Source organism: Pseudomonas sp. EA_15y_Pfl1_P101 (assembly GCF_963970835.1).
GTDB lineage: Bacteria > Pseudomonadota > Gammaproteobacteria > Pseudomonadales > Pseudomonadaceae > Aquipseudomonas > Aquipseudomonas tritici.
The window spans coordinates 41527-60576 of record NZ_CAXAPA010000014.1; the positions used below are offsets into that span (position 1 = coordinate 41527).

A 19050-nucleotide genomic window follows, 5' to 3' on the forward strand; every position below is an offset into this window, starting at 1 on the left:
CTTGCACGGCCCTGCGCTACCAAATTCAGGGGATCAGCCGAGCGTGCAGCCCGTGGCTTCTACCGGCGGGAACGACTGGCCGGCACTGAGCACCTTGGCCAGGTCGTCCTTGTCGGCCATGTCGCCGGTGGCCTTGCCGATCAGCAGGTAGTAATCCTTGATCACCTGGTGGTCGCCGGCGCGGATCGATTCCTTGCCGGTCGGCCCTTCGAAACTCAAGCCCTGCATGGCTTTGGCCACGGTTTTGCCGTCAAAGCTGGCGGTGGAAATGATGGTTTCGAGCATGACCTTGGTGCTGATGTAATCGGCGGCCAGCGGGTAGGTGGGGTTGATGCCGTACTTCGCCTGGGTCAGCTTGACCAGTTCACGGTTGAGCGGGGTGTCGACCTGGTGCCAGTACTGTGCGCCGAGGTACACGCCTTCAAGCACATCGCTGCCCAATTCCTGGAATTGGTCGAGGCCGGCGGACCATACCAGCAGCACTTTCATGCGCTCCTTGATGCCGAAGTTCACCGCCTGACGCAGGGTGTTGGACGACTGGCTGCCGAAGTTGAGCAGCACGAGCACATCGGGCTTGGCGGCGATGGCGTTGGTCAGGTAGCCGGAGAATTCTTGTTCTTGCAGTGAGTGGTAGCTGTTGCCAATGTGTTCCAGGCCGTTTTCCTTGAGCACTGTTTTTGCGCCTTCGAGCAGCGCTTCGCCGAACACGTATTGCGGGGTGATGGTGTACCAGCGCTTGGCGTCCGGCAGCAGCTTGATCAGCGGCACCATGGTTTCACGGATCGCGCCGTAGGTGGGCACCGACCAGCGGAAGGTCGCGAGGTTGCAATCCTTGCCGGTGACTTCATCGGCGCCGACCGGGGTCATGAACACACCGCCGACCTTGTCGACTTCCTTGGCAACCGCCAGTGCCGACGACGACAGCGTGCAGCCTTGGAAGAACCGCGCGCCGTCCTGCTGGATGGCTTCCTGCACCTTGCGCACGGCCTTGCCGGCATTGCCTTCGGTGTCGATGACTTTGTAGTTCAGTGGGCGCCCGAGGAGTTCGGGGTGCTGTTCCACCGCCAGGCGCGAACCCATGTCGGCAAATTTGCCATAGCTGGCAAAGGCGCCAGACATGGACTTGAGGCCGTAAAAGGTAAAGGGCTCGGCGGCGAATGCCGACCGGATACTCAGCGGGAGGCTGAGGGCGGCGGCTGCGGTGAGACTGGCTTTCAACAACGTACGACGCTGCATGGGGTGACTCCCTGGTGTAGTTATTGGCAGGAGTGGCAAGGGCGATACGGTGGAGCAAGGGCCTGTGGGCAGGCCTGTTATTGGATAACGCAGGTGTTGGTTGGAATAGGGTCAAACTGTGGTGTCTTTAGGGGCGGTGATCGAACTCCAGAAGGAAGTGCGGGCTGACTTCACCTTCCAGCGCCGTCATATGGTGTTCCGCATCGCACATATGCTCATGCATCAAACCGCGCACCGCGCTTTCATCCCCGGCACGGAAGGCGACCAGCAACTGCTTGTGATAATCCAGGTTGGCCGCGTCGAACTGCTTGCGCTTGGGCTTGTAGGCCTTTTTCAACACCACCAGGTCGCGCAGCAGGTCGTTGAGGAACTGCGCCATAAAACTCAGCAACGGATTGGGGCAGGCCTTGGCCAGCAGGTTGTGGAACTCCAGTTCCGCCAGGCGTTGCTCGCGCTGGCCGGACTCGCTGTCTTCCGGGGCGCTGCAGAAATCCACGTTGTCTTGCAGGGCCTGGTAGTCGTCTTCGCTCAAGCGCCCAAGCACCGACACCGCGAGTTCCACTTCAATGACTTTGCGCAGTTGGTACACCTGTTCGCCATCCAGGTGCTGGAAGTGCAGGTAGTTGCGCAGCGCGCGGCTGGCTGGCTCAGTGCCGGCCTGGTTCAGGTAAGCACCACCGCTGGGGCCGGTGCGTGTGCTCACCAGGCCTTCCACTTCCAGGGCCTTGAGCGCTTCGCGGGCCGAGCCCTTGGAACACTGGAAGCTTTCCATCAGCTCACGTTCGGTGGGTAGACGGTCGCCGGGCTTCAAGGCCTCGGTGACGATGGAGCGCTTGACCGACTCGACAATCACATCGGACAGCTTCTGGCGTTTGCGTCGGAGTGGGCGACTTAGCATGGGTTCGATTTATCGTATTAATGCGGATAAATAGCACTTAATAGCGATCCGGATGCAGCGTCAACGCCACGTGTCGTTTTCGGTGGAAACAGGTCGCAAACGGGTGGCGGCTCTGCGGTTACCTGAGTCAAGGCAACGCGTGGACGGCGGTGGCTGCTTGCCAAAGACCAGGAAGTCCCCGACCCAGCGGTTGATACAACTGCTGGCGGCGTGCTTGACGGGTTCTTTCAGCCGCAGTTGCTCGACCGGCGGAGCCGCTTCCTCGGCCTGTTGCGCGTTGACCAGCACCATGCGCGCCACGCGCTCGGGAAACAGCGCAGCGTAACGGCTACCCAGGCGGGCGGCGTTATCATTGCCCAGGTAGAGCAGTTGGGCGTCGCCCAGTTGCGTGCGGACGTACTCCATGTCCTGAGCGGCCTGTTCGATGCCGTTGTCGTTGCTGAGGTCGCGGGGGCTGAGTTCGATCACGTCGTAACGGTTGACCAGCGTGCGATAGGCGGGGTTGGCGTAGGCGCCCCAGAGGCTGGTCAGGTGAATGACAAAGGTGCCGCCCTGGTTGTTTGCGGCGGCGTGGCCTGGCTGGGCAAACACCACGCCCTCCCGGTTCAACGGGTCACGGGCGCCGACGCGCGTCAGGTAGAGACGCACGCTGCCTTGCCGGGGCATAGCGTAATTGCGCGGTACGTTCACGATGCCGCATTGGGTGCGTTGCAGCACCTTGGGGTCCAGACGCTTAACGGTGGGCAGGTGACAGTCCAGCAGCCAGTCTATGGTGGTGGGAGGGAGCAGTGGTTGGGCAGGGGCAAGGCTTGCGGTCAGCCAGAGACAGGCGCACGTCAGGTAGTTTGCAACAGTCATCGAGAGGTCCTGGGTGGCCGTGTGATAGCGGCTTTTTTACCAAGGACCTCAGGTTGAAGAATGTAGGGGGAGAAGACGGCTAATGTACGAAATCGGAGTTTTGTTTATCGGATCTGTGCCTGCCAGCCACCGCCCAGTGCCTTGTACAGCGCGATGCTGGCTTGCAGGCGCGACAGCCGCAGTTGCACATTCTGGTCTTGGGCCGCGTACAGCGTGCGCTGGGTTTCCAGCACCGTGAGCAGGTCTTCGGCACCTGCCTGGTAGCGGCTTTCGGCGATCTGGAACGCTGTCCGGGCTTGGTGCAACTCTTCACTTTGCCAGTCGCGTTGCTGGTCGAGGCGGGTGATGCGGCTGAGGGCTTTTTCCACATCGGCAAAGCCATTGATGATCGCGCCGCGATAGGTCTGCAGCAGTTCTTCCTGGCGTGCGCGGGCCTTGTCGCGTTCAGCGCTTAAACGGCCGTTGTTGAAGATCGGGCCGACCAAGCCTGCAGTCAGCGTGTAATAGGGGCTGCGCAACACATCCATGGCCTTGTAGGCGTCGGAACCCAGGGTCGCGCCAAGGGTGACGGCGGGCAGCATGGCCGCGCGGGCCACGGTGACATCAGCCTGTGCCGCCGCCAGTTGCGCCTCGGCCTTGGCGATGTCGGGCCGGCGGCTGAGCAATTGGCTGGGCAGGCCGGCGCCGATGCTCGGCCAGGTCAGTGCCTGAAAGGGCTCGGCGCCCAGGTCCAAGGTCTGCACCGGTTGGCCGAGCAGGGCGGCCAGGGTGATCTGCGATTCTTCGGCCAATTGCTGGATCAGCGGCAGCTGGCGTTGCTGGCTGGCCACCAGGCTTTTTTGCTGGGCCAGTTCCAGGGCCGTGGCGGAGCCGGCGTCATAGCGCGTCTGTACCAGGTCGAGCACGTTGCGCGCATTGGCCAGGTTCAGCTCGGCGATCTGCTGGCGCTGGTGGGCGGCGAGGGTTTGTGCGTAGCGGTCGGCCACGCTGCTGAGCAGGGTCAGTTCCACGGTGGCCTGGTCAAACTCGCTGGCGCGCAGGCTGTGCAGGGCGCTGTCGCGAGCGGCGGCGCGGCCACCCCAGAAGTCCACTTCGTAGCTGGCGGTGAGGTTGGCGCCGAAGTTGTCGACGGCGTCGTCGCTTTGGGACGCATCCAGGTTCGGTCCACCTGAGCCGCGTATGAGTTTCTGGTGACTGGTCTCAAGGTTGAACTTCACCTCGGGCAACAACGGCGCGCCGGCTATCACCGCACTGGCCTGGGCCTGGCGCACACGGGCCGTGGCGGCGGCAACGTCGAAACTGTCACGGCGGGCCTGCTCGACCAGTCGGTTCAACTGCGGGCTGGCGAAGTGTGTCCACCATTGCTGGTTGGTGGCCTGGGCGGCGTCGCGCTCGGCGTATTGCCAGGCGGCAGGCGGCGCAATAGCCGTGTCGATGGCCGGTGGGTTGCCGGCGCAGGCGCTGAGCAACACACACAAGCCGGGCAAGTAGATGGATCGTTTATTCACTGGTCAACGCCTTAACCGGATCGAGCCGGGCAGCTTTACGGGCCGGCATAAAGCCGAATACGACGCCGGTGACCAGCGCGCAACCAAATGCGCCACACACCGCCACCAGGGAAAACTGCACCGCCACCTCGGCCAGTACCAGCACGCCACCCACCAGCAGGGCCAGGGCGATGCCGCACAGGCCGCCGACCACCGAGAGCATCACCGCTTCGGTGAGGAACTGGCGCAGGATGTCGCGCTGGCGTGCGCCGGTGGCCATGCGGATACCGATTTCGCGGGTACGCTCGCGCACAGTCATCAACATGATGTTCATCACGCCGATACCGCCCACCAACAGGGAGATCGCGGCAATCGAACCAAGCATCAACGACAGCGTGTTCTGCGTGTGGGCTTCGGCCTGGATCATCGCCGCGTTGTTGGTCAGCTCGTAGTCGCGCTTGCCGTTGTGCAGCGTCTGCATCAACTGATCGATGGCCAACTCGGCCTCGTGGACCTTGCGCGCATCAGCCGCCGCGATCACCACGTATTCGGGGTTATAGCTGCCGAACAGGCGCACGCTGGCGGCGGTATAAGGGATGGCAATGCGGTCGTCGCTGTCCTTGTTGCCGGAGCTGGCGCCTTTTTCCGCCAGCACCCCGATCACCTGGAACGGCACGTTCTCAATCAGGATGTACTGGCCGATGGGGTCGACCTCGCCCTTGAACAGTTTCTCGCGCACACGATGCCCGATCACCGCCACCGTGGCGGCGGCGCGCTCGTCCTCGGCGGTAAAATAATTGCCCTCGACCACCGGCCAATTGAAAATCTCCGGGAAGTTGGTGTCATTGCCGCCCACATAGGCCATGTAGTCGACATTGCCAAAACGCACCCCGGCTTCGCTGCCGTTGACCGGCATGATGCGCTGCACCTGGGGCAGCCCTGCCAGTGCGTGGACGTCATTGAGCGACACGATCCCCGGCGGCGTACGCGGGTTGGGCGACGAGCCACTGAGGTAGATGATGTTGGAACCGAACGCACCCATCTGCGCCATGACCTGGCGCTTGCTGCCTTCGCCCACCGCGAGCATCACCACCACCGACGCCACGCCGATGATGATGCCCAGCAGGGTCAACGCCGTGCGGAAGCGGTTGATCCACATCACCCGCCAGGCAGCTTGCACGGCATCCACCAGTTCGGCTTTCCACGCGCCATTGTGCTCGGCGCCGTCGGCCAGGCGTTGGCGCAGGTCAACGGCTTGCAGGGCGCCGTTGGCTAATGCAGGAGCAACTTCGCTGCCATCGGCCGAGTCACTGATGATCAACCCATCGCGAATCTCGATAATGCGGTTGGCCCGCGCCGCCACTTCGCGGTCGTGGGTGATCAGGATCACCACGTGGCCTTGGCTGGCCAGTTCGTCGAGCAGGGTCATGACCTCGGCGCCGCTGTGGCTGTCGAGGGCGCCGGTGGGTTCATCGGCCAGGATGATGTGGCCACCGTTCATCAATGCGCGAGCGATGGACACGCGCTGCTGCTGGCCGCCGGAAAGCTGGTGCGCACGGTTGCCGGTGCGGTCGGCCAGGCCCAGGCGCGTGAGCAGCGCGTTGGCGCGGGCATGGCGCTCGGTGGCGCTGATGCCGGCATAGATCGCCGGCATCTCGACGTTTTCCTGGGCCGAGCCGGAGGGAATCAAGTGGTAGCCCTGGAACACGAAGCCAAAGGCTTCGCGGCGCAGCCAGGCCAGTTCGTCAGAGTCCAGGCGCGCGACGTTTTCCCCGGCGAACAGGTAGTCACCGACGCTTGGGCGGTCGAGGCAGCCGAGGATATTCATCAGCGTGGACTTGCCGGAGCCCGAGGCGCCGACGATGGCAACGAACTCCCCGGCATGAATCGACAGGTCGATACCGCGCAACACGTCGACCTGCGGGCTGTCGCCGCCGCCGTAGGATTTGCGGATGTTCTTGAGTTCGATCAGGGGCGTGGTCAACTCAACCCCCGATGCCGTCGGCCGGGCCGATCAACAGTTGATCGCCCTCGTTCAGGCCGTCTAGCACTTGGACGCGCAGGCGGTCACTGATGCCCAGTTGCACGTGGCGTTCTTCGATACGCCCGCTTTTGGTCACGACCCGTGCGATCTGGCGGTCGGCACTGGACGTGCCCCGCAGCGCGGCAACCGGTGCTGTGAGGGCGTCCTTGACCTGGCTGGCAACGAAAAACACCTGGGTGGTCATCTCCGCCATCAACGCGTTGTCGCTGTTGTCCACGTCCAGCAGCACGGTGTACAGCACCACACGGCCACTGCCGCTTTTACTGGAACTGTTGGGGCTGCCGCTGCCTTGGGTTTCATTCAAGGGCTTGGGCGGGATCGGCAGGATCTGCCGCACGGTGCTGGTCCAGCGCCGGTTGCCGCCGCTCAGGGTGGTGAAGTACGCGGTCATGCCCGGCTTGACGTGGCCGATATCGGCTTCCGAGACTTCCGCCCAGACGGTCATCGGTGACAGTTTGGCGATGCGCAGGATCAGCGGCGTCTGCTGCTGGGCATTCAGGGTCTGGCCGACGCGCGCGTCCACCGCCACGACGGTGCCGGTCATCGGCGCATAGATGCGTGTGTAGCCCAGCTCCGCTTCATCGCTGCGCAGGCTGGCCTGGGCTTGTCGGATCTGCGCCTGGAACATGCTGACCCGGGCCGCAGTGGCGCTCAATTCAGCTTTGGCGGTTTGTACATCTTCTTCACGGGTCGCATTACCGGCGGCCAGGCGTTGCTGGCGCTGGTACTTCTGGCGTGCCAACTGATGCTGGGCATTTTGCTCCTGCAACTGGGCCTTGAGGTTTTCGATGGCGTACCGGCTGGCGTCGAGCTTGGCTTTTTGCGTGGAAGGGTCGATTTCCACCAGCAATTGGCCTTCCTGGACCTGGTCGCCGGCCTCGACGTGGATCTTGCGGATCTGCCCGGACGCCTGTGCGCCAACATCCACATAACGCCTGGGTTGCAGGGTGCCCAGGGCCGTCACGCTGTTTTCGATATTGCCGCGGGTGACGCTCACGGTGGTGAGCGTGTCACGCCCAGACGGCAGAACTTGCCAGGCCGCGATGGCGATGATGGGGAGCAGGCACGCGATAGCCAGCAAGGCGCGTCGGGCAGGTCGAGGGCGTTTCATGCTTTGGTTCCAGCCAGGAAAGTTCGGACCGCAGTTGCGGGGAGCTGACAAGTAGACGAGGGAATTGCGGGGGGATTTAGGCGGTTACATAAGCAGTTACAGCTCCCTTGAAGAAAAATAATCGTCCGTTGATGCAAGTGTGCTTTAAAAGTAGATGAGAATTACTATAAATTGCACGCACTCAAACTGCCATCACCCAAACGCTGTCTTTTTTGCACCCAAGGGCCTAATGCCGCCACCCGGCGGTCGGGAGTCATGTTGGAAAACTACTATCGCGAGCTGGTGTGTTTCCTCAACGCCAAGCTGGGCAACCGTCAGGTGGCCGAGGATGTGGTGCATGACGCTTATGTTCGGGTGCTGGAACGTTCCAGCGACACGCCCATCGAACAACCCCGCGCCTTTTTGTACCGCACTGCGCTCAACCTGGTGATCGACGGTCATCGCCGCAACGCCTTGCGCCAGGTTGAACCTCTGGATGTGCTGGATGCCGAAGAGCGCTTCGCCAGTTGCTCGCCCCACACCCACCACGACCACGGCCAGCGCCTGGAATTGCTCGAACGCGCCCTGGCCGAGCTGCCGCCAGCCTGTCGCGACAGCTTTCTGCTGCGCAAGCTCGACGGCCTGACCCACCTGCAAATCGCCGAGCGCCTGTGCATTTCCCGCGCCCTGGTGGAAAAACACATCGTCAACGCCATGAAGCACTGCCGGGGTCGGATGCGAGAGTGGGAAGCGCACTGATCACCTGTTAGTTAAATTTTATTTCACTGTCCTCGTTTCCTATCAACACATGACCTGTTGTGCAGGTCTTGAAAGGTATTCCCGCCCCACCGCCAAGGGGCTTATCCAGAGGACACTGGAATGACACAGGCTATTGCTTCGCCCGCGGTTCACGACCTGATCGGTATCGGTTTCGGCCCTTCGAACCTGGCGCTGGCCATCGCCCTGCAGGAGCGCGAAAAGGCCCAGGGCAAACTGGACGTGCTGTTTCTCGACAAACAGGCCGACTACCGCTGGCACGGCAATACCCTGGTGACCCAGAGCGAACTGCAGATCTCGTTCCTCAAGGACCTGGTGACCCTGCGCAACCCCACCAGCCCATATTCCTTCGTCAATTACCTGAAAGCCCACGACCGCTTGGTGGACTTTATCAACCTGGGCACCTTTTACCCGTGCCGCATGGAGTACAACGACTACCTGCGCTGGGTCGCCGGGCAGTTCCAGGCCCAGGCGCGCTACGGCGAGGAAGTGCTGGCCATCGAGCCGATCCTGCATCAGCAGCAGGTTGAAGCGCTGCGCGTGATTTCCCGCGATGCCTTGGGCGAGCAGCACGTGCGCACCACCCGTTCGGTGGTGGTCAGCGCCGGCGGCACACCGCGTATTCCGGAGGCGTTCAAGGCGCTCAAAGGGGACAGCCGGGTGTTCCACCATTCTCAATACCTAGCGCGCATGGCCACGCAACCGTGTGTCGAGGGCAAGGCCATGCGCATCGCCATCATCGGCGGCGGCCAGAGTGCAGCCGAAGCTTTTATCGACCTGAACGACAGCTTCCCGTCGGTGCAGGTCGACATGATCCTGCGCGGGTCGGCGCTCAAACCCGCCGATGACAGCCCGTTCGTCAACGAAGTGTTCTCGCCGGCCTTTACCGACCTGGTGTTCCAGCAGGAAGGCGCCGAGCGTGAGCGCCTGGTCGCCGAGTACCAGAACACCAATTATTCGGTGGTAGACCTGGACCTGATCGAGCGTATCTACGGCATCTTTTATCGCCAGAAAGTCTCCGGCATCGCCCGCCAGGCGTTCCGCACCATGACGGTGGTCGAGAAAGCCACCTCAGGTTCGTTGGGCATCGAGCTGGTGCTGCGCAATAACGCCAGCGGCGAAACCAGCGTCAATCATTACGATGCGGTGATCCTCGCCACCGGCTACGAGCGCCAGACGCACCGCGCCTTGCTGGCGCCGCTGGAAGATTATCTGGGCGAATTCGAGGTGGCGCGCGACTACCGCATCGTCACCGACGAGCGTTGCAACGCTGGCATCTACATCCAGGGTTTCAGCCAGGCCAGCCACGGTTTGAGTGACACCTTGCTGTCGGTGCTGCCGATTCGTGCGGATGAGATTGCAGCGTCGCTGTATGCACTGGACCGTGGGCGTGGCCAGGGACGCTCGGTGCGTGACGTGTTGCTCGCCACCGCGAGCTGAGTTCCAGCTACAAGCTTCAAGCTTGTAGCTTGTAGCTTGTAGCTACCCTCTGCTACTGTACAAAAAACCAGTACCGGTAGCCCTTCATGCAGTTGATCGAAAAACTCAGCATCCTCGCCGACGCCGCCAAGTACGACGCGTCGTGCGCCAGCAGCGGCGCGCCCAAGCGCAGCTCCGAGGGCAAGGCGGGGCTGGGTTCTACCGATGGCATGGGCATCTGCCACAGCTATACGCCCGATGGGCGATGCGTGTCATTGCTCAAGGTGTTGCTCACCAACTTCTGTCTCTACGACTGCCAATACTGCGTCAACCGCCGCTCCAGCGACGTGCCCCGCGCGCGTTTCAGCCCGGAGGAGGTGGTCACCCTGACCCTGGACTTCTACCGGCGCAATTGCGTCAGCGGGCTGTTTCTCAGCTCTGGCATCATCCGTTCGTCCGACTACACCATGGAGCAGTTGGTGCGGGTCGCCAAGCTTCTTCGCGAAGATCACGACTTTCGCGGCTATATCCACCTCAAGACCATTCCCGATGCGGACCCGGCGCTGATCGCCGAAGCCGGGCGTTATGCCGACCGCCTGAGCGTGAATATCGAACTGCCTACCGAGACCAGCTTGCAGACCCTGGCGCCGGAAAAACAGATCGTCTCAATCAAGCAGGCCATGCAGACCATCTACACCGGCGAGCAGACCGTGCTCAATGAGCCGCGCGCACCGCGATTCGCCCCGGCAGGGCAAAGTACGCAAATGATCGTCGGCGCCGACGACACCGATGACAGCACCATCCTCCACGGTGCCGAAGCGCTTTACGGCAATTTCAAGCTGCGGCGTGTGTATTACTCGGCGTTCAGCCCCATCCCCAACAGCCCGAAGAGCGTGCCCCTGGCTGCACCACCGCTGATGCGCGAGCATCGCTTGTACCAGGCCGATTTCCTGCTGCGCAGCTACGGGTTCAGCGCCAACGAACTGTTCGCAGGCCCCGGCCACCTGGCCCTGGATATCGACCCCAAGCTGGCCTGGGCCCTGGAACACCGCGAGGTATTCCCCCTGGACCTGAACCGCGCCGAGCCGACCTTGATTGCGCGCATTCCGGGCATTGGCCTGCGCACCACCCAGCGCCTGGTGGACCTGCGGCGTGAACGCAAGATCCGCTTCGAAGACCTGGCGCGCATGCGCTGCGTACTGGCCAAGGCCAAGCCATTTTTCATCACCAGTGACTATCACCCGCAACAGGCCGAAAGCACCAGCGTGTTGCTACGTGAGCAATTGCGCGACCGCCCCGCACCGCAGCAAATGGGGTTGTGGGGATGATCAGCCTGGAATGCAACAACCTGTTCAGCACCTGGCGCGACCAGGCGCGATGGCTGCTCAGCCATCAGGTCGATCCCAGCCAGGTGAGTTGGGGCGAGGCCGAGGTAGCCGATCTGTTTGCCACCGACCAGTCCATCCCCGAAGGCCTCGGGCCGTTCCAGACGCGCGTGCCCAAGGCGCTGTTGGATCTGCTGGAGCCGGCCGCCTGCTACCACGGCGACCAGCGCTGGAGCCTGCTGTATGAAGTGTTGTGGCGTGTGAGCCATGGCGATCGTACTGCGATGCTGGCGGGGGACAAGCTGGGTAGCGAGTTGCAGCGGCGGATCAAACAGGTCAGCCGCGAGGCGCACCACCTGCATGCGTTTGTGCGGTTTATCGCATTACCTGCTGGGGCGGGGGCGGAGCTGCCGGAATATGTGGCCTGGCACGAGCCTGCACACGACATTCTGAAATCCGCCAGCCAGCATTTCATCGGGCGCATGGGCCGTCATCGTTGGATGATCGCCACGCCGCTGGACGGGGTGTACTACGACGGAGAGCAGCTTATTCATCAGCGCGAGTGCCCCGAGGCGTGGCGGCACCTGGCGCAGAATGTAGAGGATCCGCACAGTGCGATGTGGCTGACCTATTACAGCCACATCTTCAATCCAGCGCGGTTGAACCCCAAGGTGATGGAAGGGCATTTGCCGAGCCGGTTCTGGAAGAACTTGCCCGAGGGCAAGTTGATCCCAGGGTTGATCACTGAGGCGCGGACGGGAAAGCAGAAGGATGGGCAGGCGAAGTTGATTGGGGCAAAGGCTGGTCGCCAGATTGCCAGCCCCCACCGAGCGCGGTGACCAATCGCACGCTTGCCTGTCACTGACGGGGCTGTACCGCCTGCAATGTTCGTTGTGCCACGGGCCGTCACGGGTCTGTTCGCGGTAGACCGTCGGGAGGTTTACCGAAGGCACGGTGTAGGTCGGCGCCATTGAGCAACCTTGCAACACCAGCCGTGTCAGGGCTGCGACAGGTTTAAGCCTTGGGCGCGTGCGCACCTCCCGAGGCGTCGGCCAGTTGCACCGGGTCGCCATCGGCCCGATGGTGCATATGAATATGGCCACCACGATAAACGTGTACGGCTGTTGCAGTGCGGTCTTTATCAGCCCGAGCATGCGTGAACCTCTAAGGGAGCAGGATTGCAAACCCCTGTTGTTGATGCCCGCCCTCTGTGCTGTGCTGCTGTTATCGGCCTGCGCCGGTCTCATTCCCCAAGCCGACCCGATCGAAACCTGGATCGGCTTGAAGGGAGAAGCGCCGAACGACCTGATGGCTGAGCGAGTGGATGGAAAACGCGTGGATGACGGGCGTTTTTTTGAAGTGACGCCGGGGATCATCGCCTGGATGTGACGTTATTCGAGTCCAGCATGGGCACGAGCGTGCTCGCATCCCTGGAGCATGGCCACGGCAAGGAAGTCGCAGCGACTCAGGACTTTAATTACATGCCTGGCTAGGCGTGATGCACCGCTGCCTTGTGGGGCTTGGCGGGTTTGACGTGGGGGTGATAGTGCCGGCGGGTAATGCGCAACACCCCCCACAACATGGCCCCGGCTACCGCCAGCCAACCGCAGATCAACAGTAAAATCGTTGTTGCAAGGCTCATTCGGGCCTCCTTTCGCCCCGTACGGGGCACACACAGTCTTCCCAAGTGACAGTCTAGCTAGGCGGAGGTTGCCTGCTATTGACCAATGGTCGTGTCTGTCCAACTTCTTTGCTCTATCCACCCCCTTTACTAAGCCTGCGGGCTATACCCACGTGGCAGAGCGTCCTATGATCAGGGCCCTCACCGGCAGTTGATCAAGAGAGTAGAAAATTGCGGTTACGGTCGAACCTTAAAATATCCTTGTTGCTCGCCTGTGCCCTGGGGCTTGCGGCCTGCTCTGCAACCCCGTCGAGGCTGGTGGGCCTGCCGGAGCGTGTCGAGCTCAATGGCGTGCCGACTTTTCGCGGCGAGGCTTATCAGAGCGGTCCTACGGCTTTAGCCAGCATGCTGTCGCAACAAGGCATTGTCATGACACCGGGCTTGCTGGATAAGCCGCTGCGTTTACCGGGCGCCGAAGCGGACCTTGAACGCAACATGCAGGTGCTGGCGCGTGAATACGGGCTGATGGTGTACCCGCTGGATGCAGAGCTGACGGCGGTGCTGGCGCAGGTGGCGGCGGGTTACCCGGTGATGGCGAGAATTGGCGGCGGGGTGTGGTCTGACGCGCACTACGTGGTCGTGGTCGGGTTCAATCAGCAGAAAAGTACTGTGCTGCTGCGCTCCGGGATGGACCGGCGCCTCTTGATGAGCTTCAGCGCCTTTGAATCGAAGTGGAAGAGCGCGGGGAGTTGGGCAATCGTCACCCAGCGCCCAAGCCAGTTGCCGGCCAATGTGGATGCTCAACGCTGGCGTGATTCGGCTAATGCAACGGCCCAGGCCGGGCAGGAGCGGGCGGCGGCGCAGGCACTGAAGGTGTTGGCGGAAAGGAAGTAAACACCGCGGATCAAACTGTGAGAGCGGGCTTGTGTGGGAGCCGGCGGTTCGACGCTTCGACTTGCCCGCGATGCAGGCGCTGAGGTGTTTCAGTTGCACCGCGGTGATATCGCAGGCAGGCCAGCGCCCACATAGGCAGTACGTGTTTAGCGACGCACTTGTGCAGCGTTCGAGCGGTTCTTCAGGTTCTTATCAGCCTTGTAGCGCAATGCCACATCCGGCACCGAGCCGCTCTTGCCGGTTTCTACCCAGTTACGAATCCGGCTGGCATCGGCGAAGTGAGTGAATTTGCCAAAGGCATCCAGGATCACCAACGACACCGGGCGGTTACCCATGCTGGTCACCAGCACCAGGCAGTGGCCGGCCTGGTTGGTGAAGCCGGTCTTGGTCAGCTTGATGTCCCAGTTGGCGCGGTTGATCAGGTGGTCGGTGTTGGAGAAGCCCAGCGTGTAGTTGGGCTTGCGGAACGAAACGGTCTTTTCCTTGGTGGTACTCAGTTGGCTGAGCAGCGGGTAGTGGCGCGCGGCGGCCAGCAGTTTGCTCAGGTCACGGGCGGTGGACACGTTATGAATCGACAGGCCAGTAGGCTCAACGTAATGGGTGCTAGTCATGCCCAGCGCCTTGGCCTTGGCGTTCATCGCCGCGATAAATGCTGGGTAGCCGCCTGGGTAGTGGTGGGCCAGGCTGGCAGCGGCGCGGTTTTCTGACGACATCAGGGCGATCAGTAACATCTCTCTGCGCGGCATTTCGCTGCCGATTTTCACGCGGGAGAACACACCTTTCATTTCCGGCGTGTCCTTGATGTTGATATCGATGTACTCATCCATGTTCTGCTTGGCTTCGAGCACGATCAGGCCGGTCATCAGTTTGCTCACCGAGGCAATGGGCACCACCACGTCGGGGTTGCTGGAATAGATGACCTTATTGGTCTGCAGGTCCACCAGCATTGCGCTGCCTGAAGCGATTTGCAGCTTGGAGGTATCACGCGGAGCCTGGGTGGTTTCGGCTGCTTGCGCGAAGGTGCCTGTGAAAGCAAAAAATAGGCTGACAAGAGAGAGACGAATTTTCACGCGGATGAACTCGCTAAAAAAGTAAGGAAATACCGTTCGGGAACGGTTTTTTGATAAATGCCGTTACATTTTAGAAGTATGGATCGGAAACTGTCGAATGTTCTTCTAAAGCCAGATGAAAGTTCCTAAAAACTAAGAGAAAAGTTTTTTTGCGGGCAATAAAAAACCCTGCGATAAGGCAGGGCTTTTTCAGTACGCCTGGTTATCAATCGTGCAGGGTTTCTGCGGCGTACAAGGTATTTTCCAATAGGCAGGCACGCGTCATCGGGCCAACCCCGCCGGGTACTGGAGTGATCCAGCCGGCGCGGGGCAGGGCGGTTTCGTACACCACGTCACCCACCAGTTTACCGTCTTCCTGGCGGTTGATGCCCACGTCGATGACGATGGCGCCTTCCTTGATCCACTCACCCTTGACCAGGCCCGGCTTACCGGCGGCGACGACGACCAGGTCGGCGCGGCCAACGTGGCCGGCGAGGTCTTTGGTGAAGCGGTGGGTGACGGTCACGGTGCAGCCGGCCAGCAGCAGTTCCATGGCCATCGGGCGGCCGACGATGTTGGACGCGCCGACAACCACGGCATCAAGGCCGTAAAGGTCGACACCGGTGCTTTCCAGCAGGGTCATGATGCCTTTCGGAGTGCACGGGCGCAGCAGCGGGATACGCTGGGCCAGGCGGCCGACGTTGTAAGGGTGGAAGCCGTCGACGTCCTTGTCCGGGCGGATGCGCTCCAGCAATTTGGACGCGTCCAAGTGCTCGGGCAAAGGCAGTTGGAGCAGGATGCCATCGATCTTCGGGTCGTCGTTGAGACCGTCGATCAGGTCGGTAAGCGCCTGCTGGGTGGTCTCGGAAGGTAAGTCGTAGGCCTTGGAAATAAAGCCGACCTCTTCACAGTCTTTACGCTTGTGCGAGACATAAACCTGGGACGCAGGATCGCTGCCGACCAGGATCACCGCGAGGCCAGGCGTGCGCAGGCCTTGCTGGCCACGCTCGGTGACGCGTTTGGCGATCTGCTGGCGCAGGCTGGCGGCGATTGATTTGCCGTCGATAAGTTGTGCAGTCATTACGCGTGATTAACCATCGAGAGGGGGAAGAAAAGTGCGCGCATTCTCGCATGCCATGACGTGAGGGCAAAGGCGCTTGGTCTGCAAATTGCCCTAACCCCTTAAATAAAATCAGTTTTTTTCAAAAAAGATTTGACGGGTTTCCAGGCCCTCTATACTATTCGTCGCACTTGTCGGGCACAGCCTAGCACTGGTTAAGAAGGTCGAGCAGAATAGAGTGTTGTTCTGTAAGGCTGGAAGCACTTAGTTTGTAATCCTCCAAGAGTACAGATTAATCAGGCGCCCGTAGCTCAGCTGGATAGAGCATCCGCCTTCTAAGCGGATGGTCGCAGGTTCGAGTCCTGCCGGGTGCGCCATTAGGCAGCTTTGGCACAAGTAACGCTAGATGGTGGGCGTAGCTCAGTTGGTAGAGCACGGGATTGTGACTCCCGTTGTCGAGGGTTCGATCCCCTTCGTCCACCCCATATTTTGAAAAGGCGCCAGATTAATCGTCTGGCGCCTTTGCTTTAAGAGCTACAAGCGCGGATGTGGTGGAATTGGTAGACACACTGGATTTAGGTTCCAGCGCCGCGAGGCGTAAGAGTTCGAGTCTCTTCATCCGCACCAAACACGGCTTGGTCATGTCGAAAGGCAGGGCAGGGCTCAACAAAGAAGTAGTTTGGTTTCTTTGTTAACGCAATATGGTGGGCGTAGCTCAGTTGGTAGAGCACGGGATTGTGACTCCCGTTGTCGAGGGTTCGATCCCCTTCGTCCACCCCATATTCGAAAGGCGCCAGATTTAACAGTCTGGCGCCTTTTTTGGTTTCAGCGGTACGAATATTCGGCGGCTGCAGGTAGTGGGTCGCAACGGCAGGGCGTTTCGTCGTATTTATGTATCTCGATGATGCCGCACTGCCTGCTGGCCCTGTTTGAGGGGTTGACCGCCAAGGGGGATAGACGACTTCTTCTATATATAGAAGAGGCGGCGCAGAGCCCTGGCGTACTTGGCTGTATTTGTCACCGGGGCGAGGTGCGTCAGTGCCTTCGTACCGATAAATTGCCGGCTGTTTTCGGGCGTATTTTCAGTAGGGTGACTTCTTGAGTTTGACCCACTAGAATGCATGCCCTTGATTGGGGTCGGAAATGGCCGGCTAACGTCTGTGCAACGAGGAATATCCATGCAAGTTTCTGTTGAAAATACTACTGCTCTCGAGCGCCGCCTGAGCATCACCGTTCCGGCAGAGCGTATTGAGACTGCGGTCAACAAGCGTCTGCAGCAGACTGCCCAAAAGGCCAAGATCGCTGGTTTCCGTCCAGGCAAAGTGCCAATGAGCGAAATCAAGCGCCGTTTTGGTGCTGATGCGCGCCAGGAAGCTGTTGGTGACGTAATCCAGGCTTCTTTCTACGAGGCAGTGGTTGAGCAAAAGCTGAACCCAGCAGGTTCGCCGTCGATCGAGCCTAAGTCCCTGGAAGCGGGCAAGGACCTGGAATACGTTGCCGTATTCGAAGTGTTCCCAGAATTCGAAGTGGCCGGTTTCGATGGTATTGCTATCGAGCGCATGAGCGCCGAAGTGGCTGATTCGGACCTGGACAACATGCTGGAAATCCTGCGCAAGCAGAACACCCGTTTCGAAGTGGCCGAGCGTGCTGCCCAGAACGAAGACCAGCTGAACATCGATTTCGTTGGCAAGGTTGACGGCGAAGTCTTCGCTGGCGGCTCCGCCAAGGGTACTCAGCTGGTGCTGGGTTCCAACCGCATGATCCCTGGTTTTGAAGACGGCCTCGTTGGCGCCAAAGCCGGCGAAGAGCGTGTTCTGAACCTGGAATTCCCTGCTGACTACCAGAACCTGGACCTGGCCGGCAAGGCCGCCGAGTTCACCGTGACCGTCAATAGCGTTTCCGAGCCTAAGCTGCCTGAGCTGAACGAGGAGTTCTTCACTCAATTCGGCATCAAGGAAACCGGCATCGAAGGCTTCCGCACCGAAGTTCGCAAGAACATGGAGCGCGAGCTGCGTCAGGCCATCAAGTCCAAGGTCAAGAACCAAGTTATGGACGGTCTGCTGGCCGCCAACCCGATAGAAGTGCCTAAGGCCCTGCTGTCGAACGAAGTGGATCGCCTGCGCGTACAAGCTGTTCAGCAGTTTGGTGGCAACATCAAGCCTGATCAACTGCCGGCCGAACTGTTCGAAGAGCAAGCCAAGCGCCGCGTCGTGCTGGGTCTGATCGTGGCAGAAGTGGTCAAGCAGTTCGACCTCAAGCCTGATGAAGACCGCGTTCGCGAAATGATCCAGGAAATGGCTTCGGCCTACCAGGAGCCTGAGCAGGTTGTGGCTTGGTACTACAAGAACGACCAGCAGCTGAACGAAGTACGTTCGGTTGTGCTGGAAGAACAAGTTGTGGATACTGTTCTGCAGAAGGCTAAGGTGACCGATAAAGCGGTCTCTTACGAAGAAGCAGTCAAGCCGGCAGAAGCAGCACAAGCCGACTGATTGTCCAACTCGTTGGAAATACAACCATAAGCCAGCCTCGCGCTGGCTTATGCGTTTTCAAGACATGACTATTTGGGAGTAACTGCAGAGCATGTTCCGTAATTCCTATATTCAGCAGAACTCTGATATCCAGGCCGCTGGCGGCCTGGTCCCGATGGTTGTCGAGCAGTCCGCTCGTGGCGAACGCGCCTACGACATCTACTCGCGCCTGCTCAAGGAGCGAGTGATCTTTCTGGTGGGCCCCGTAGAGGATTACATGGCCAACCTGATCTGTGCGCAGCTGCTGTTCCTTGAAGCGGAAAACCCGGACAAGGATATCCATCTCTACATCAACTCGCCGGGTGGTTCGGTGACTGCGGGCATGTCGATCTACGACACCATGCAGTTCATCAAGCCGAATGTATCGACCACCTGCATCGGCCAAGCCTGCAGCATGGGTGCATTCCTGCTGACCGCAGGTGCTGAGGGCAAGCGTTACTGCCTGCCTAACTCGCGCGTTATGATTCACCAGCCATTGGGCGGTTTCCAGGGCCAGGCGTCGGATATCGAAATCCACGCCAAGGAAATCCTGTTCATTCGCGAGCGTCTCAATACGCTGATGGCCAAGCACAGCGGGCACACTCTCGAAGAAATCGAGCGCGACACCAACCGCGACAACTTCATGAGTGCCGAAGCCGCGCGTGACTACGGGCTGATCGACGCCGTGATCGACAAGCGCCCCGCTTAATATAAGCCGCTCAAAATAGGGCTGGTCGGCATGTCCGACCACTGGTGGGCTTGAAAAAGCCCGCATAAGCCTTCAT

At 60.5% G+C, this 19050-nt stretch carries 16 protein-coding genes, 4 tRNA genes and 2 pseudogenes; 12 read left to right on the top strand and 10 right to left on the bottom strand.

Features of this window, described 5'->3' with window-relative positions; translation table 11 throughout:
- Nucleotides 1-33 precede the first annotated feature (33 nt).
- The 6 genes from AACY36_RS21050 to AACY36_RS21075 all read right to left on the bottom strand — a co-directional run bounded on the left by AACY36_RS21050 (nt 34) and on the right by AACY36_RS21075 (nt 7634).
- The gene (locus AACY36_RS21050) at nt 34-1236 is read right to left on the bottom strand and encodes an ABC transporter substrate-binding protein (RefSeq protein ID WP_339418006.1); all 1203 of its coding nucleotides are present in this window, start codon (nt 1234-1236) and stop codon (nt 34-36) included.
- Between the two features lie 127 nt (nt 1237-1363).
- Nucleotides 1364-2134 carry a FadR/GntR family transcriptional regulator gene (locus AACY36_RS21055; protein ID WP_339497544.1) on the bottom strand — a complete coding sequence of 257 codons (771 nt, stop codon included), beginning with the start codon at nt 2132-2134 and terminating at the stop codon, nt 1364-1366.
- Between the two features lie 60 nt (nt 2135-2194).
- On the bottom strand, nt 2195-2992 hold the full coding sequence (locus tag AACY36_RS21060; RefSeq protein WP_339497545.1) for an alpha/beta fold hydrolase: 798 nt from the start codon (nt 2990-2992) through the stop codon (nt 2195-2197).
- Nucleotides 2993-3096: 104 nt separating this feature from the next.
- The gene (locus tag AACY36_RS21065) at nt 3097-4500 is read right to left on the bottom strand and encodes an efflux transporter outer membrane subunit (RefSeq protein WP_339427864.1); all 1404 of its coding nucleotides are present in this window, start codon (nt 4498-4500) and stop codon (nt 3097-3099) included.
- Nucleotides 4493-6463: a MacB family efflux pump subunit gene (locus AACY36_RS21070; RefSeq protein ID WP_339437199.1), complete on the bottom strand. Its 1971-nt coding sequence runs from the start codon at nt 6461-6463 to the stop codon at nt 4493-4495. Before AACY36_RS21070 ends, AACY36_RS21065 begins: the two co-directional genes overlap by 8 nt.
- Before the next feature lies 1 nt (nt 6464).
- Complete coding sequence (locus tag AACY36_RS21075; protein WP_339418000.1) at nt 6465-7634, bottom strand: efflux RND transporter periplasmic adaptor subunit; 1170 nt, start codon at nt 7632-7634, stop codon at nt 6465-6467.
- A gap of 255 nt (nt 7635-7889) precedes the next feature.
- On the opposite strand from AACY36_RS21075, the gene AACY36_RS21080 reads away from it, so the two are divergent.
- The 4 genes from AACY36_RS21080 to AACY36_RS21095 all read left to right on the top strand — a co-directional run bounded on the left by AACY36_RS21080 (nt 7890) and on the right by AACY36_RS21095 (nt 11973).
- Nucleotides 7890-8372, top strand: coding sequence for a sigma-70 family RNA polymerase sigma factor (locus tag AACY36_RS21080; protein ID WP_065875993.1), 483 nt, complete (start codon nt 7890-7892; stop codon nt 8370-8372).
- 120 nt (nt 8373-8492) lie between these two features.
- Nucleotides 8493-9830, top strand: coding sequence for a lysine N(6)-hydroxylase/L-ornithine N(5)-oxygenase family protein (locus AACY36_RS21085; RefSeq protein ID WP_339497546.1), 1338 nt, complete (start codon nt 8493-8495; stop codon nt 9828-9830).
- An 86-nt stretch (nt 9831-9916) separates the two neighbouring features.
- Nucleotides 9917-11137, top strand: coding sequence for a putative DNA modification/repair radical SAM protein (locus tag AACY36_RS21090; RefSeq protein ID WP_339427861.1), 1221 nt, complete (start codon nt 9917-9919; stop codon nt 11135-11137).
- The gene (locus tag AACY36_RS21095) at nt 11134-11973 is read left to right on the top strand and encodes a TIGR03915 family putative DNA repair protein (RefSeq protein WP_339417995.1); all 840 of its coding nucleotides are present in this window, start codon (nt 11134-11136) and stop codon (nt 11971-11973) included. Before AACY36_RS21090 ends, AACY36_RS21095 begins: the two co-directional genes overlap by 4 nt.
- Here the strand turns inward: AACY36_RS21095 and AACY36_RS21100 are convergent.
- Nucleotides 11974-12207 (bottom strand): annotated as a pseudogene (locus AACY36_RS21100) (hypothetical protein); the annotation flags it as partial.
- 79 nt (nt 12208-12286) lie between these two features.
- Here AACY36_RS21100 and AACY36_RS21105 point away from each other — a divergent pair.
- Nucleotides 12287-12627: pseudogene (locus tag AACY36_RS21105) on the top strand (PA0061/PA0062 family lipoprotein).
- Here the strand turns inward: AACY36_RS21105 and AACY36_RS21110 are convergent.
- Nucleotides 12624-12776 (bottom strand): hypothetical protein, encoded by a 153-nt coding sequence (locus AACY36_RS21110; protein ID WP_339417994.1) that lies wholly within the window; start codon nt 12774-12776, stop codon nt 12624-12626. The pseudogene AACY36_RS21105 and the gene AACY36_RS21110 overlap by 4 nt on opposite strands.
- A 210-nt stretch (nt 12777-12986) precedes the next feature.
- On the opposite strand from AACY36_RS21110, the gene AACY36_RS21115 reads away from it, so the two are divergent.
- Nucleotides 12987-13649 carry a C39 family peptidase gene (locus AACY36_RS21115; protein WP_339417993.1) on the top strand — a complete coding sequence of 221 codons (663 nt, stop codon included), beginning with the start codon at nt 12987-12989 and terminating at the stop codon, nt 13647-13649.
- A gap of 146 nt (nt 13650-13795) precedes the next feature.
- On the opposite strand, the gene pbpG is transcribed toward AACY36_RS21115, so the two are convergent.
- Nucleotides 13796-14719 (bottom strand): D-alanyl-D-alanine endopeptidase, encoded by a 924-nt coding sequence (pbpG, locus tag AACY36_RS21120; protein WP_339427860.1) that lies wholly within the window; start codon nt 14717-14719, stop codon nt 13796-13798.
- Nucleotides 14720-14924: 205 nt separating this feature from the next.
- Nucleotides 14925-15779, bottom strand: coding sequence for a bifunctional methylenetetrahydrofolate dehydrogenase/methenyltetrahydrofolate cyclohydrolase FolD (gene folD, locus AACY36_RS21125; protein WP_314563020.1), 855 nt, complete (start codon nt 15777-15779; stop codon nt 14925-14927).
- 279 nt (nt 15780-16058) lie between these two features.
- Between folD and AACY36_RS21130 the strand changes: the two genes are divergently transcribed.
- From AACY36_RS21130 to clpP, 6 genes are all read left to right on the top strand, one after another.
- Nucleotides 16059-16135 (top strand) — tRNA-Arg (locus AACY36_RS21130).
- A 32-nt stretch (nt 16136-16167) separates the two neighbouring features.
- Nucleotides 16168-16243, top strand: a tRNA-His gene (locus AACY36_RS21135).
- 57 nt (nt 16244-16300) lie between these two features.
- A tRNA-Leu gene (locus tag AACY36_RS21140) sits at nt 16301-16385 on the top strand.
- Nucleotides 16386-16462: 77 nt separating this feature from the next.
- Nucleotides 16463-16538 (top strand) — tRNA-His (locus AACY36_RS21145).
- A gap of 398 nt (nt 16539-16936) precedes the next feature.
- Nucleotides 16937-18247, top strand: a complete 1311-nt coding sequence (gene tig / locus AACY36_RS21150) for a trigger factor (protein WP_339417991.1) — start codon at nt 16937-16939, stop codon at nt 18245-18247.
- Between the two features lie 91 nt (nt 18248-18338).
- Nucleotides 18339-18974: an ATP-dependent Clp endopeptidase proteolytic subunit ClpP gene (gene clpP, locus AACY36_RS21155; protein ID WP_017848147.1), complete on the top strand. Its 636-nt coding sequence runs from the start codon at nt 18339-18341 to the stop codon at nt 18972-18974.
- The last annotated feature ends 76 nt before the right edge of the window (nt 18975-19050 follow it).